Source organism: Yoonia maritima, assembly GCF_043641945.1.
GTDB classification, from domain to species: Bacteria; Pseudomonadota; Alphaproteobacteria; order Rhodobacterales; family Rhodobacteraceae; genus Yoonia; species Yoonia maritima_B.
Window position 1 is genome coordinate 52302 of record NZ_JBHZRX010000003.1, and the last position, 13623, is coordinate 65924.

At 51.7% G+C, this 13623-nt stretch carries 12 protein-coding genes; 6 read left to right on the forward strand and 6 right to left on the reverse strand.

Annotated features, from left to right (window positions below; genetic code table 11):
• Window positions 1–54: 54 nt before the first annotated feature.
• Entirely contained in the window at window positions 55–870 is an 816-nt protein-coding gene (locus ACHUEV_RS06850; RefSeq protein ID WP_394178321.1) for a response regulator, read from the reverse strand.
• A 127-nt stretch (window positions 871–997) separates the two neighbouring features.
• On the opposite strand from ACHUEV_RS06850, the gene ACHUEV_RS06855 reads away from it, so the two are divergent.
• The 4 genes from ACHUEV_RS06855 to ACHUEV_RS06870 all read left to right on the forward strand — a co-directional run bounded on the left by ACHUEV_RS06855 (window position 998) and on the right by ACHUEV_RS06870 (window position 3554).
• On the forward strand, window positions 998–1153 hold the full coding sequence (locus tag ACHUEV_RS06855; protein WP_394178322.1) for a NepR family anti-sigma factor: 156 nt from the start codon (window positions 998–1000) through the stop codon (window positions 1151–1153).
• Entirely contained in the window at window positions 1140–1718 is a 579-nt protein-coding gene (locus ACHUEV_RS06860; protein ID WP_394178323.1) for an RNA polymerase sigma factor, read from the forward strand. The genes ACHUEV_RS06855 and ACHUEV_RS06860 overlap by 14 nt, the downstream gene beginning before the upstream one ends.
• Before the next feature lies 1 nt (window position 1719).
• Window positions 1720–3276, forward strand: a complete 1557-nt coding sequence (locus ACHUEV_RS06865; RefSeq protein WP_394178324.1) for a phospholipase D family protein — start codon at window positions 1720–1722, stop codon at window positions 3274–3276.
• A 104-nt stretch (window positions 3277–3380) separates the two neighbouring features.
• Complete coding sequence (locus tag ACHUEV_RS06870) at window positions 3381–3554, forward strand: DUF1328 domain-containing protein (protein ID WP_394178325.1); 174 nt, start codon at window positions 3381–3383, stop codon at window positions 3552–3554.
• A gap of 61 nt (window positions 3555–3615) precedes the next feature.
• On the opposite strand, the gene ACHUEV_RS06875 is transcribed toward ACHUEV_RS06870, so the two are convergent.
• Window positions 3616–5340 (reverse strand): sensor histidine kinase, encoded by a 1725-nt coding sequence (locus ACHUEV_RS06875; RefSeq protein WP_394178326.1) that lies wholly within the window; start codon window positions 5338–5340, stop codon window positions 3616–3618.
• 568 nt (window positions 5341–5908) lie between these two features.
• On the opposite strand from ACHUEV_RS06875, the gene ACHUEV_RS06880 reads away from it, so the two are divergent.
• On the forward strand, window positions 5909–6256 hold the full coding sequence (locus tag ACHUEV_RS06880) for a calcium-binding protein (RefSeq protein WP_394178327.1): 348 nt from the start codon (window positions 5909–5911) through the stop codon (window positions 6254–6256).
• A 449-nt stretch (window positions 6257–6705) separates the two neighbouring features.
• On the opposite strand, the gene ACHUEV_RS06885 is transcribed toward ACHUEV_RS06880, so the two are convergent.
• The 3 genes from ACHUEV_RS06885 to ACHUEV_RS06895 form a co-directional block, all read right to left on the reverse strand.
• Window positions 6706–7059: a hypothetical protein gene (locus ACHUEV_RS06885; RefSeq protein ID WP_394178328.1), complete on the reverse strand. Its 354-nt coding sequence runs from the start codon at window positions 7057–7059 to the stop codon at window positions 6706–6708.
• A gap of 224 nt (window positions 7060–7283) precedes the next feature.
• The gene (locus ACHUEV_RS06890; protein ID WP_394178329.1) at window positions 7284–7883 is read right to left on the reverse strand and encodes a hypothetical protein; all 600 of its coding nucleotides are present in this window, start codon (window positions 7881–7883) and stop codon (window positions 7284–7286) included.
• Window positions 7884–7920: 37 nt separating this feature from the next.
• Window positions 7921–10290, reverse strand: coding sequence for a calcium-binding protein (locus tag ACHUEV_RS06895; protein ID WP_394178330.1), 2370 nt, complete (start codon window positions 10288–10290; stop codon window positions 7921–7923).
• A gap of 419 nt (window positions 10291–10709) precedes the next feature.
• Between ACHUEV_RS06895 and ACHUEV_RS06900 the strand changes: the two genes are divergently transcribed.
• Complete coding sequence (locus ACHUEV_RS06900; RefSeq protein ID WP_394178331.1) at window positions 10710–12077, forward strand: FAD-dependent oxidoreductase; 1368 nt, start codon at window positions 10710–10712, stop codon at window positions 12075–12077.
• Between the two features lie 64 nt (window positions 12078–12141).
• Here the strand turns inward: ACHUEV_RS06900 and ACHUEV_RS06905 are convergent, their stop codons facing one another.
• A complete protein-coding gene (locus ACHUEV_RS06905; RefSeq protein ID WP_394178332.1) occupies window positions 12142–12966 on the reverse strand; it encodes a hypothetical protein in 825 nt (274 codons plus the stop codon).
• Window positions 12967–13623: the final 657 nt, after the last annotated feature.

The window sequence follows — 13623 nt, forward strand, 5'->3', positions numbered from 1 at the left end:
TTTGTTTCGTTCACCAAACCAACCGGCAACAGTCCCAAAAGTTCCACGTTTTCTTTAGGAAATCGTGATTTCTTCGCTTGAGGAGAAGAACATCGCCTGACTAACAGCCGAGCGAACCTGCTCCTCTGTATACGGCTTACTGATAAGGAATGCTGGTTCTGGGCGTTCGCCCGTTAGCAGCCGTTCTGGGAACGCTGTAATAAAGATAACAGGGATATCGCCTGCCCGTTTCAGGATCTCATTCACCGCATCAATCCCAGAAGAACCGTCTGCTAATTGAATGTCAGACAGGATCAGGCTTGGCCGTTTATCAGCCGCCATTTTAACAGCTTCGCTATGCTTGCGCGCCACGCCAGTTACGTTGTGACCCAGTTCTGTTACGATCTGTTTGATGTGCAGCGCGATGATCGCTTCGTCTTCGATCACGAGGATATCGCCGGCGACTGATTGTTCCATCTCGTCGAGCGCAACCCGCAACAGGTGGTTAATCTCATCCTGATCGGTTTCCATGATCTCGGCGATCTCTGCGACAGAAAAACCTTCGATCGTGTGAAGCAATAGCGCTTCGCGGGTGTTCACGGTCAGGCGTGCCAAATGCGCCAGCGCTTTGCCAGACAGACCCGTTGAATCATTCTGCACGGGTTCACCTAGACTTTGCCAAATGCGGTGGAACGCCCCGAACAAGGCCACCTTGTGGCTGGATGCTTCATCAAAGATGCTGCGGTCCGTTAAGAGTGCTTCTAGCGTCATAGCAGCATAGCGGTCGCCGCTTTTTTGTGACCCTGTCAATGCACGCGCATATCGGCGCAGGAATGGCAAAAGTTCAGCTACAACCAGTGACAATTGCTTTTGTGATGCATCGGATGACATTTAGTGTCCCTTTTTTTCAATTTCTTTGGAACCAAACGCGGCAAGACTAGTTTGGTTCCATGAGATGTGATTTTTATTCGAAGCTGGTGAGGCAATAGGTAAGCATGGGCAGACTAGAGGCAGAACGATGAACAAAGACAAGAAGGAAAGCCGTGCAGATAACCTGATCAAGGAAAATCTTCGCCGCGCATTTGAGGATAAAGCATCAGAGGAGCTACCTGCAGAGCTTGTTGCTCTGTTAGCCCAATTGAGGGATCAGGATGACCATAATGGCGCAAAGTGACTTTGAGGGAACGATGGATCCCCGTGATGAACTGGTCACCCATTTGGGTGTCTTGCGTGCGTTTGCCCTAAGCCTATGCCGCAATTCCGCCACGGCTGATGACCTTGTCCAAGATACGGTTATGAAGGCATGGAAATCGATTGGATCATTTGAGCAAGGTACGAACATGCGCGCTTGGCTGTTCACGATCTTGCGGAACACCTATTACACCAACCATCGCAAAACACGTCGCGAAGTTTCCGACACCGATGGACATTTCGCAGCGACGATGTCGGTCAAACCCGAACATGACGGTGCGCTGGCGATGACTGACTTTCTTGTCGCATTTCATCAGCTTCCCGATGAACAACGCGAAGCGCTGACATTGGTCGGGGCATCCGGCTTTGCCTATCACGAAGCCGCAGAGATGTGCGGAGTCGCGACTGGCACAATGAAAAGCCGTGTGAACCGTGCACGCCAGCGATTGGTCGAACTGCTTGAACTGTCCGACGAAGATTCAATGGAGCTGACCGACACCGGAACAATGGCTGTATTGACCGCACATCTTCCTGTTCGGCGGGCCTAACGTGACGACGAATAATGCGGCTGACATCACTGTTCTTGTCACCGCGAAAGAAGCATACCCCGCATTCGAGGCGTTGTTTCTAGCCGCAGAGCGCAAAATTGAACTTGGCTTTCGTATTTTCGACCCGACGACAAGATTGCGCTCTGACGCTGCCCTTAAAATCGGCGACAGCTGGGCGGACTTGATCGTCGCGACGCTAGACCGTGGCGTGTCGATTGACCTGTTGCTTTCCGATTTCGATCCGATTGTTGGGTTCGACTTGCACCGTTCAAGCTGGGAAAGCCTGCGCATACTGCAAGGGCTGAATGACAGAACAAAGCCCGGTGCCGCGCAGATTACTGTTCGTTGCCAATTGCATCCCGCCGTTGGTGGGATCATTCCGCGTATCCTGTTCGCGCCTAAAACCCGCAAAAAGTTGCGTGAAATCGCAACATCATTAAATGAACAATCAGATATCAAAGGCCGGCTACGCGACGTCCCCGGCCTAAAGACCATGCTTTCTATCATCAACGACAGGATCAGCCTGCGTCCTTGGCTTATTCCGTCGCTGAACCCGGTAACCTTGCATCATAAGATGGCCGTCTTTGATGGCACCACAACCTATATTGGCGGGCTTGATCTGAATGATCGGCGCTACGACGATCAGACGCATAATCAACCAGCGCAAGACACTTGGCACGATGTCCAACTGATCATGCGAGACTCCGATGTGGCAGAGGACGCTTCGAGCTATTTGAAGGCCCTGCCAGATGTGATCGAAGGCGACACCAATCTACCTAAGACGAAATCGCGTTTCCTTAGAACGCTATCACGCAAGCGGCAACGCAACACATTTGCTTTGGCCCCAAAGAACATCGCCGACGACCTGCTGCAGGAACATTTGCGCCAAATAAAATCCGCAAAGACGTTGATCTACCTTGAAACTCAGTTCTTTCGGGATCGGCGGATTGCGTCTGCTTTGGCCAAGGCCGGACGCACCAATCCTGAACTGAAACTCCTCGTATTATTGCCAGCTGCACCAGAAGACGTCGCATTCGAGGCCTCCCGCGGCGTTGATGCGCGATATGGAGAATACCTTCAGACCCGCGCAATTCGCAGGGTCCGCCGCGCGTTCGGTGAACGTTTCTTGACCGTCAGCCCCGTCCAGCCAAGGCGACCAAGAAAAGACGACCAATCAACAGAACGGGCCACGCTTGCGGGCGCGCCTATCATCTATGTGCACGCCAAAGTTTCAGTATTTGATGAAAGCGCCGCAATCGTTTCTTCGGCAAACCTGAACGGGCGCAGCATGAAGTGGGATGCCGAGGCAGGCGTGGTCTTAAACACGTCAACTGATGTCAAAATGGTCCGAGACAAAGTGTTTCAGCATTGGCTGCCCGATACCGCCGGCCCCGAGTTTTACCACCCGGACACCGCATTCGCCCGTTGGAAGCAGCTTGCCTTTAGTAATGCAAACCGTACACCCGAAACCCGCAAAGGGTTTATCGTACCCTACGCATTGGCGCCTGCAAAAGCACATGGACTGACGGTGCCAGGTGCGCCCGAAGAAATCGTTTAGCGGTCCTGTGTTCATCCTTTCCTTGTTTTTCCGGGAACCATTAACCCCTTCGGCTGTTGTCTAATCACAAAGGCAAAACGAAATTATCCCGAAGGAGAAACACAATGCTAACTTGGGCACTTACCTTTCTAGTTGTTGCACTTATCGCTGCAGCACTTGGTTTTGGCGGCATCGCTGGCGCATCTGCTGGTATCGCGAAAATCCTGTTCTTGGTCTTCTTGGTTCTGTTTGTCGTGACAATGGTCGCGCGCGCAGTACGCGGCCGTCCACCAGTCTAAGAGACAGCTAACATTCTCACTAAGAAGAAGGGCGGCACGTTCATCGTGCCGCCCTTCTTCTTTATTCTTTGTGCCTTGCCGTTAGCTCTTCGACGGGAAAGCGAACACTGACTGTAAACCAATCGCCATCGTCCGTTTTTTCCATCTCACCATACAATTGCTGGCAAAACGCCTCGAGAAGCTGACTACCCAGTCCAGTCGATTCAACTTCGTCTGGTGGGGTGACAATTGTTGGCAAAGTATTCTTCACTCGTATTTCGGCCATATCACCATCAAGCGATCGCAGTTCCACAGTCAGCTTTGGCTGCGCGCCTTCTTTGGACCCGATGTATTTAAGCGCATTGGTCAGCGCTTCCGTCACCATAAGCGATAGCGGCACTGCCTGATCTGGATTGAGGTGCAGCTCATCAAACTGGGTTTTCACATCAATGGCCTTAAGATCTGCCGCGCCGATACGAACGACCTGCTGGACAATTTCTGCCAGCAATTCATCAACGCGCACATCAGCAAGGCCCGTCGTCTGATAAAGCCCACGGTGAATAGTCGCGAGACTGATGACCCGATCATGAAGCCCGCGCATCAGCTGGTGCACCTCGGGGGACTTTGACCCGCGCATCTGCATGTTCATGATCGACGCGATGAGTTGTAGGTTGTTCTTTACGCGGTGATGTACCTCGCGCAGCAAAGCATCTTTTTGCCGTACAGTATCTTCCAACAATGCCTCATCGCGCATCAATTGGTCTGTCATATCGATATGCGCTTGCGCCACCTCTCGGAGCTCTTGCGGAGCATGACGAAAGCTTGAAATATCGGTCCGACGACGATCCTCTGCAAAGTCTTGCATCGCGTTTCGTAATCGTAGCACGTGACCAGTCACCAGCAATGATGATGCAAACCAAGCAACCCCAAGGCTTGCCAACCACATCAACGCCGGGAACAATCCCGGGCTACTCAGGTAAAAATTGTTGTTGCTGATGCTTGCCTCTGGCCAGGTTCCCAATGCGTATACCTGACCATTCAAAATCGGAATAACCGAATAGGTACGCAAAGTACCCGTGCGATCAACGCGCGTAAAAGGTTTCACGCGACCTAAGTATTCAACGACCTTTCCATCAACAGGAAGAACATCATCCGCGTCATCAAGCGGCACAGTCGACGTGAGGATTTGACCGTCCCAGTTCAGGGTCAAGAATGCAACATCATTAGCAAAGCGTTCAGAAGCAGGCGTAAGTGCGCGATGCGGCACGGACACCGCGGCAAAGCCAACCAATTCGCCCGTTTCAACGTCGTACATAGGTGACGTCGAATAAAGAACTGATGTCCCCGAAACCGGCGCATTTCGGTTCACCAGCACCGTCGTACGCGGGTCCGCGATCTGCGCTTTCAAATCTTCGGTCAGACCAAAACTAAAAGGCTCATCCGCATTGGAGCAAGGCACATAACCCGTCAGATCATAGTAGCCAGCAAAGGAAAACGGTTGCGCATCCACGATACGTTTCATCGATGCAACGCAGGTGTCTGGGTTTGCCATCAACGACGGCATCACCTCTGCCAGCGCAATTGCCGCACCTTTCGCCTCTTCAATAAGCGCCAGCTCACGCGAAACCACACGAAGCGTTTCCCCATCCAAAGCCGCTTCCGACTGCAAGCGCGCCTCACTGATCACGCTTTGCGACCGAAGCACCGACACAATCGCTAACGGCAACAGCGCGACAGCCAGCACAACGGCGAAACGAATGCCCAGCTGGTCCAACGCCGACCGAACACCCCTTAGTACATTCATCATAATCTCACGCACCTGCCTGCTGACTTTGGTAACCACAATTAGTCCTTAACGCACCAAAGTGAATAAAGGTTCCGTCGTAACCCAAAAAATTTCAGGGACGGCTAAGACGCTGCTACCAAGACAAGAGGACCTTCCGGTTAGGGAGCATATGGCCGTTAGTCAGTTAACATCAACAGGAGTGGCGATTAGGTCTCGGCCATAAGCCATATTTTCATTTGGAACGATTGCCCCATGCGAGGCTGCGGTAAATGCCTAGCCTGGCACAGCGAAAGATTTTTTTGTATTTGCATCAGATTTAGGAACCGAACGCCCCATCGGGCTACTTTCTGAAGTTGCTAGCTGTCGTACAAGACGCAACCAATTAGGTTGAAGTCTCTGCAAATAGGCCACCCTGAAGATCAGCTCAGGCGTACGTGCTTGACCCCGATCACGTTCATACATTCCTATTATGACATTAATAGTTAATATCTTTATTGTCTCTCCCCGCAAGGGGGCAATCAATCTACTGAAAACAATTAGAATAAGGTAATAACATCGGTTAAAAAAAACTGTAATCGAAAAAACTTAAATGGCTGAGACGACAACGACATTTTGGCCGGTATTGCACCGGGCTATTAAACAAATTCATGTCTATGCTGGCGGCGGCGGCCGCATCTTTACCGACAATGAACAGAACGACTGCCAAGGGAAAGACACCGCCCACGCTGGTAACGGAAATGACACCATCAATGGTGGTGGTGGCAACAACACCTGCTATGGCGATGGAGGAAACGACGTAATCACAGGTGGTATCGGAAACGACACGCCTGTGGGAGGTTCTGGAGCAGACCAGTTCATCTTTAGTGTAAATGACAGTCAAGATATCGTTAAAGACTTTGAGAGTGGCACAGATTTGATTGTGTTTAGTCACCAGTAAGTTGACTTAAGCGATCTTGAAATCACTGAAGTCGGCGCAGGTACATTGATCGCCTATGGTGCTAATGAAACTCTGATCGAAAACACAACACTCGCGAGCGACGACTTCCAGTTCGCCTAATTATGAGTGCCTGAGGTGGAAGTTATGAAGCGTTCATACAATGGACTATGTGTCGCTAAGCAATCGCACTTTTTAATCGTTTGCCTAGCGATGGCTTATAACTTCTACTCGTACGGTCGCTCAGCTACCATTCTATCATCCGAGCGGCTGCCCAGAACAATTGCAGTATCAAAGACGAAACAGCGGTGCCAGCAGTCAACAGCATCGCTACGATTTGAAGTTGCATCGAACCCCAATCGTCGTCAACGACAGCATACTCCCTACGCCAGCTTTAGCGTATAGCGACCACTTCAAACCAACGTACTTTAGCTTACTAATCAAGAGTTGCTTCAGCCGCCTTGGTTTTGGTTCGTATTTTGGTTCTGGTTTTGGTTTTGGTTTCCGCCCGTTGTGTCATCAGGCGTATCATCATCAATGTCATCTGGGATGCCGTCATCATCGGAATCTATGATATCAGTGTCATCTGTATCAACGATTGTAGTTCCGTTCGTAATGACAGCGCATAGCGGTAGATCAGCGGTGTAGATACCGCCGACTGGCATATCCGCTGGACGGCATGATGGAACACCATATTTGTTGAATGTTGGTTCGACAGATATTGGGGTAGGCGCTGGTGCTGGTGCGCATGCTGCCAGAAGTGCTACGGTTCCGGCGGCTCCAATAAGTGAAATATTCTTGAACATGTTACGTTCCCTTTGTTGGCGAGAAGCACGGTGCGGCCCGAAAATTGGGTGATAAAGCATCTTCGCAACGACAACTCATCAGTTGATATTCTAAGTCAATTGCCTGTCACGGTACCGTTGACTAGCGCTTGCCGTTTGACACAAATCAACTGACGCGATTTTTTGCGCACGAAACAAATACAAGGGGCAGGAAGCCTAAGCAGCCAACTGCCCCTACATAAATCCTATTGTTCCGCAGCAAAGTTGCCTGACATGAAGTCCGCTCCGACGAGACCAAGAGCCTCTCCACCAATTGCACCATAATCGCTTCCCAAGAAGTCTCCTTCGAGCGCGATTGTGGTTGCGTGAATAGTTCCAGCGTTCGACAGGTCTCCTTCAAGTGTGGCTGAAAACTGAGGCACCCCAACTGGTGCGGTCGCAGAGACGGCTCCCGTGGCATCAAGTGTACCAGTGTAGTCACCTGCAGTTTCATGGATGAAATTCGACGCTGTACCGCTAATCGCGTCGCTATCGAAATCTGCGGTCAGAGCGATTTGCCCAACCAGACTACTACCACCCACATCTCCGGTGACAAATCCGTTGTATTCAACGGCACCCGTTGTGGGCAGCTCGGCTTCAAGTGTACGTGTTGCAAGTAACGTGCCATCATCTTCCACATAGGTGCTGCTGAGAGCATCTGCGTCAGCGCTGATATCAGCAAAGTTGGTGTAGGTGACGGGGCCGCCAGTTGTAGGCGGGGGAGTATCATCACTCCCGTTGCTGCCGCAGGCTGTGAGGGCTCCGATCAGGGCTAATGAGCCTGCGATTTTACGTGCAATAGTCATTTTGAGTTCCTATTCCTAATTTTCATTCATTTTCGGATTAAGCGAGCATTGCTGGCTCGTCGAAGATGAAGTCATCAATGGTAATTTCGTCGACAGCTGTGCCACGCAGGATCATGCGGTCATCCCCGACCAGCAGCATTGTTCCTGTTGAACCGTAGGCAGAGATGGTCACGTCGCCGAATTCGTCTTCGGTCAGTCCGATAAGTGCGATCTGGTCTATGTCGTTCTCGAAGTCATAGACGATGTCCAATGTGGTTCCTTCTGCGAAGACAAAGACATCCTCGCCTGCCCCACCATAAAGACGGTCAAGGCCTGCGCCGCCATCTAGGGTGTCATCACCAACAAGCGCGTAGATGTAATCATTGCCTGCAAGGCCAGAGATGTAATCGTCACCAGCTGTGCCAACCAACGTTTCGGATGCAGCTGTGCCATCGATTATGTTGATCTCAGGTTCTTCTCCACCTTCAACACCTGGACTTGGGTTTGTGATCAAGAAGCTATCAAGGATGCTTAGCCCTTCACCGGGATCAAAAGTGTCACCCATATCAAGTGCCGCGGCGGTACCCGTTAGTGTTACCACCTGTTCGCCATCGATAGAGATTACGAGGTCATCACCTGAAACAGTCTGGCCAATCAAAGAACGGTCTTCGACGCTATCGATGTCAAAACCAGCGAGTGCATCGAAACCAATCAGGCCAATTTTATCGACCCCGACTTCAAAATCAGTGATGACGCTTGCGGTAATTTCGTCAGTGATCGTTGTGCCATATGACACCACGAACAGATCCGACCCTGCCCCACCGGTAAAGGTGTTGTTTGCGATCCCGACAAGGAAGTCGTCGTTGTCCGTACCCGAAATGGACGCACCATCGGCGAACATTTCGATTTCTTCGTAGTCCAAAACAAGCTCTGCACTATAGATTGTGGCTGGCTTTACGTCGCCTTTGATATAGAGCGCGACATCAAAGTTCTCGGTCATGTTCAGACCATTGGCCGACACGGTGCCAGAGTTGTTCTGCCATCCTGCGCTGATAGAAAGCGGCGAAATATCGGTTTCCCAGTCCAGCAAATTCAGAACGGTCTGCGTTTCAGCGCCGACTTCGTATTTGACCTGATCCTTAGTCGGATTTGCAGTCGCACTTGGGTCAAGCGGGATCACAACGCTTGGAAGGTCCTGACCGTATTTGTCAGGCTGCAAACGCCAGCGTGGGCCAACGATGTATTCGGTGCCGTCAGCGTTCAAGACAGGCTCAAACGGTTCGCGGTTCATCGTGGTGTACCAAGCGTTAGTATAGCCTTCGAGAAGATCCTCGGAGGCCGCACCAATTTGCGCAAGCGTTGCCGTATCGGAAATGGCCAGCGCAGGATCCTTCAGCACTGTTCCAGCAGGATACAGCGTACCGTCGCCTGCATAATAGTCATCTGTCGTTACCCAGCGACCATCTGCGTCGATTTCGTAGGTCGGCAAAGTACCGATTGCAGACTCGTTCTCGAAATCCTCAGGACGCACCTGATCGTTCGGGTTATTGGTAATCGTGTGGTGCACGACCAGCTCTGCCTGAGTGACCTTGTAGAGCGGCTTTAGCGAGCTGTAGACATCAAGCTCATTCCACTCGTCTGGCAACGGAATTTCGGCCTCGACCCGGACATCGTTAGGGCGTTTGATCGTGTTGCCCCAGCGATAAAGTAGTTTACCATCGTCTTTCATCGTGACCGAGTAATCGGTGCTCGCCGCGATATCATACTGGATCGAGCTTTCGTTCGGCTGCAGGATATCCTTGATATCAACGACACCGTCTAGGTTCACGTCTTCGATCGTGACGCCGTCAACGTTTCCAGCCAAAAGATCCGCAACAGCTTCGCCATCATATTCGCCACCGATCATGATCAAATTGTCATCCAATGCGTAAACCGCGTCAGGATCATCTGGGAAGTGCTGGTCAGACAGCACGTTCTGCATCACGACATAATGCTCAGTTGATGCTTTGACGGTATTGCCGCCTAGGCCAGCAAGCCACGTACCTAAAACCGCTGGTGTCTTGAACGTGTCCGTCGGTGCATCGGAAATAACAAGACCGACATGCTCTCCGCCGATAACAAGATCGCCGGCCCAGCCTTCCTCGTACAGCCCGTCATCAAACGACTTCTCGGTCGCGCCATCAAAGTCAGTGACCTCAAAACCAAATTCGCTGTTTATTGGGTAAAGGTTCACGCCGTCTTGCGTGACTTTTGGATCAGCCGTGAAATCGATAATGGATGGGCCGTCAGTGACATCGCCCTGTGTCAGGCCATCAAATGTGCCAGTGATGTCATCTGTACTAAACACATGCATCGCTGTGTACGTTGGATCAGTGTTCAGCGGCTGATCGAAGTCCATTACATTTTCGGGGTTAATCGGGGTAGCCATCCTTCAGTTCCTTCCAGTTACGATTTCTGCATTGGGGGAAGGAAGATTTTAGGAAAACGATGACAACCAAACATACAAACTGCCAGCCCGTCCTATCGGACGCCCGCAATGCGAAATATTACTAAGTGGTATGATTTTTTCTTAAGGCTTTACGCCTACAGTCTATTCGCTCTCTAAAACTCGCCCCCACATACCTTGGTCATATCGACCCTTGATATTGGGAGATTACTGGGCGACTGAGCGATATGAATTGATCTAAGTCAAAACACATTCGATTATTGGAATTCGATAAGCGCCGAATACCCACATTGCCATTTTGGTACTGCTGCGCAAACTAATCCTTGCGCGCGGGCTGTATCTATTCACCTTGCGATTGCGATGATAGCGTGAATTAAAGCAAAATCTTTCGAGGTCGACATTTGCCCCAATCAACAATCACAGAACCTGCCCGCACAACGCCCGTTATTCACCAAACCGATGTATTGGTTGTTGGTTCTGGCCCGGGTGGCCTTGCTGCGGCGTTGGCTGCGGCGCGTTGCGGTGTCGATGTTACATTACTTGAACGGTTTGGTTGCTTTGGCGGTAATATCACGGTTGTCGGGGTCGAGGGGTTTGCGTGGTACCGGCACGAGGCGACTATCGAAGCAGGCGGTATCGGCCGCGAGTTCGAAGAGCGCGCCAAGGAGATGGGTGCCGCTGTTCCAGAAAGCCAGTCACTGAGCTACGAGTTAGATAGCGAAGGCTTTAAGCTGGTTGCCGATCGGCTTGTCGAAGAAGCTGGTATTCATCCGATGTTGCACCGTCAATTTGTTGCTCCGATCATGGATGGCGACACGATCACTGGCGTCATTGTTGAATCAAAGTCCGGTCGCGAGGCCATCCTTGCCAAACGCGTGATCGATGCCACAGGAGATGCCGACATCGCGCAGCGTGCAGGCGCACCGACGATCAAAACGCCTGTCGAAGAAATGCAGGCGGCGAGCGTCATGTTCCATGTCGCCGGGGTCGATAAAGCTTCATTCATGGCTGGGGTCAAAGCCGATCCGCAGACCTACAAAGATTGGTCGACTGGCGAATGGCAGGTCGAATCCGACGGTAAATCTGACGACATGTTCTCTCCGTTCCTCGCCAAGCCCTTTGCCCAAGCGATCAAAGATGGCGTCATCCCAACGCATCTTAATACGATCGGTGGGACCTGGGGTGCGGTGCACGACAGCGGTGAAATGACCTATATGAACCTCATCCATCTTGCAGGTTGCGATGGGACCGATCCCGACAGCATGACACGGTTCGAGATTGAGGGACGCAAGCAAGCCATGCTCGCAATTGACGCGTTGCGGCATTACACGCCGGGGTGCGATGGCATGCGCCTGCGCAATTTCGGAATGTCCATTGGCATCCGCGATACGCGCAAGATTGACGCGGCCTACAACGTGACTGAAAGCGACGTTCGTTTCGAGGGGCGTTTTGAGGATAGCATCGGCATTTATCCCGAGTTCATCGATGGGTATGGCGTTCTGATCATTCCGACAACGGGCCGCTACATGCAGATACCATATCGGTCGATGCTGCCGAAACGCGTAAAGAACCTAATCGTTGCGGGCCGCGCAATCGGCGGTGACCGCATTGCACATGCTGCAACACGAAACATGGCGTGCTGTGCCGTCGCGGGGCAAGGTGCTGGTGTCGCGGCAGCATGGTCAGTCAAGTGTGACTGCGGTTTCGACGAAGTCGATATTTCCGCAGTGCAAGTGATCATCAGACAGCAAGGTGTGCGGACTGATTAAGACTTCGCCGGCCTTTGGTTTGTCTGGGACAGGCATCGCAAGTGGCAACGCCCATCACAGATATTTAGAACTTAGCGACGAAGTTGATAAAGACGCCTTTGTCGTCGTAGGTCACATCACGCAGGTCGTCTGAGAAGCGGCCTGTGTTGTAGCCTACACCAACTTTGAAGTTATCTCCGACATGGCGGTAGACTGCGGCGAGTGCGCTGTATTCTGTCGTTCCGATGTCTTCTGCGTGCAAGGCCCGCCCTTCGACGAGCACATCCCAGTTGTGGGTGACGTGGTAGCGGACGTTCAGTGCACCAAGCAGCGCGTCATTTCCGACGAAGTCTTCGCCGATTGCGGCTTGTTCAGATATCCGGCCACCGATTTTTGCGCCCAATGTCCATTCTGTCGAAAGGTCATAGTTTGCGTTCAAGTTTAGGATATGCGCGCGCTGGCGTGGGCCTGTTTCCGTTGTTCCATTGATCGTCTGCCCGGCCATATCATAGAGATATGTATATGAGGCGAGCACATTCAGGGCGTCGCTTTCGACAGGGCGATAGGAATAGCCAACAGTCGCTTCGACATATTCGGCGTCTGGCAAATTAGTGAGGCTGGTGTCGGTATAAAGTGCGTCAAACTCGACCAGCAAGTGCTGCTTTTCATCGATTTTATAGCGGGCGCCAGCGGCCACGAGCCAAGTATCTGAATCCCGGTTAGTTGCGCCATCCACGCCACGTTCGTTGCGGTATTCCAACCTTGCACGTGCACTTAGCCGTTCGGCGTCTTTGTAAACGACACCAAATGACAGCGCATTGCGATCAAAGTCGCCATTTGTTTCATCAACGATGCGTCCAGTTTCAATGGTGCCTGTGTAGGTCAGCAGGCTACTCGGGCTGTACTGCACCCCATATCGCAATATTTGTAGGACTCGTATTCGTCACCTCGAACGAATAGTCTAATATGTCGCCTGCCTGCGTTGGCGTAGAAGTCGTTGTCTTGTTCAAAGAGAGCTCAGGACATGAAATGTCATCAAGCGTAAGTGACGCCTCATCAAAGTTGAGATTATCCCCCATCGCCCCTCGATAGGAGTAGGTCTGCCCCAAATTCAAAGGAACAGTTGCGCTGACGTTCGACCACAGCGGAAGTGTGTTTGTAGTGCCGGCTGGCAGCGTCACTGAAAGCTCAGTACCTGGGACGACCGGGCCTGCTAAACCATCCCCCTCTAGCAAAGCAATATTACCACTACCTGACAGATTATCACGCGTTGAGAAAAAACCGCTAAGTGTGTATTGCGCAGTCGTAGTCAACGCGGTGTTTGAACACGTTGGCACCGTAAATGCCTGATAAAACTCATTCGTTCCTAGGATATCGAGGTAGTGTTGCTGCGTCCCCGCACTTGGAGCCGCTGCATCGTACGCAGGTCCCCCAGAGCCTTAAAAGATAGTCACATCACCATCGACCTTAACAACATTCGGGGTATCTCCCGGCCCGAGTATCCAAGGAGCAATCCTATGGTCAATATTATTCCCGCCAGCACCTGGCGGGTTATTTTCAAAACCGG

Excerpts from the sequence above, each read along its gene's own strand:
- ACHUEV_RS06850 (WP_394178321.1), bottom strand. The coding sequence starts at position 870 with ATGTCATCCGATGCATCACAAAAGCAATTGTCACTGGTTGTAGCTGAA.
- ACHUEV_RS06855 (WP_394178322.1), top strand. The coding sequence starts at position 998 with ATGAACAAAGACAAGAAGGAAAGCCGTGCAGATAACCTGATCAAGGAA.
- ACHUEV_RS06860 (WP_394178323.1), top strand. The coding sequence starts at position 1,140 with ATGGCGCAAAGTGACTTTGAGGGAACGATGGATCCCCGTGATGAACTG.
- ACHUEV_RS06870 (WP_394178325.1), top strand. The coding sequence starts at position 3,381 with ATGCTAACTTGGGCACTTACCTTTCTAGTTGTTGCACTTATCGCTGCA.
- ACHUEV_RS06875 (WP_394178326.1), bottom strand. The coding sequence starts at position 5,340 with ATGATGAATGTACTAAGGGGTGTTCGGTCGGCGTTGGACCAGCTGGGC.
- ACHUEV_RS06880 (WP_394178327.1), top strand. The coding sequence starts at position 5,909 with ATGGCTGAGACGACAACGACATTTTGGCCGGTATTGCACCGGGCTATT.
- ACHUEV_RS06885 (WP_394178328.1), bottom strand. The coding sequence starts at position 7,059 with ATGTTCAAGAATATTTCACTTATTGGAGCCGCCGGAACCGTAGCACTT.
- ACHUEV_RS06890 (WP_394178329.1), bottom strand. The coding sequence starts at position 7,883 with ATGACTATTGCACGTAAAATCGCAGGCTCATTAGCCCTGATCGGAGCC.
- ACHUEV_RS06895 (WP_394178330.1), bottom strand. The coding sequence starts at position 10,290 with ATGGCTACCCCGATTAACCCCGAAAATGTAATGGACTTCGATCAGCCG.